General features: G+C 69.7%; 1 protein-coding gene. It reads left to right on the forward strand.

Features of this window, described 5'->3' with window-relative positions; all coding sequences use genetic code 11:
* Nucleotides 1–24: 24 nt before the first annotated feature.
* Complete coding sequence (locus THIMADRAFT_RS24235; RefSeq protein WP_007195787.1) at nt 25–480, forward strand: hypothetical protein; 456 nt, start codon at nt 25–27, stop codon at nt 478–480.
* Nucleotides 481–646 lie beyond the last annotated feature (166 nt).

The raw sequence follows: 646 nt of genomic DNA on the forward strand, positions 1-646 counted from the left end.
CGGTAGACGACGCGTCGGCGTGCCGTGCTGCTGGTGGACGAGGCACAGGAGATGAGTCCCGCCGTGCTCAACGAGCTGCGCCTGCTCGCCAGTGCCCGCTTCGACTCCCAACCGCTGCTGTGCGTCGTCCTCGCCGGGGACACCCGCCTCACCGATCACCTGCGCCGCGAGGAGCTGCTGCCCTTGGGCTCGCGCATCCGCACCCGTCTGGCCACCGAGCACGCCCGCCGCGAGGAGCTGCTCGCCTGCCTGCAACACCTGTGCGCCAGCGCCGGCAACGCCGCCCTCATGAGCGAGCCCCTGCAACACACCCTCTGCGATCACGCCGCCGGCAATTACCGCATCCTCGCCACCCTGGCCTCCGAGCTGCTCGCCGTCGCCGCCCAAACCGAGCGCCCCCACCTCGACGAGGCGCTCTTCCTCGAGGTCTTCACCCCGCCCGCCACCGCGACCCCGCGGCGCACGGCCTTGCCACGTTGACCGACTCGGAGCAGCCCATGACACAACCACAATCCCGCCAGACCCTGCAACCGATCGACCTTCCGCCGCTGCCCGACGAGGCCGCTGTTGCCCTGATCGAGGTGCTCAGGGAACTGCTCTTCCAATTCAAGGGCCACTACTTCGGCCAGCTGTGTCGGTATCACGC

Origin of the sequence: Thiocapsa marina 5811, assembly GCF_000223985.1 — a bacterium.
In the GTDB taxonomy this organism is placed as follows: domain Bacteria; phylum Pseudomonadota; class Gammaproteobacteria; order Chromatiales; family Chromatiaceae; genus Thiocapsa; species Thiocapsa marina.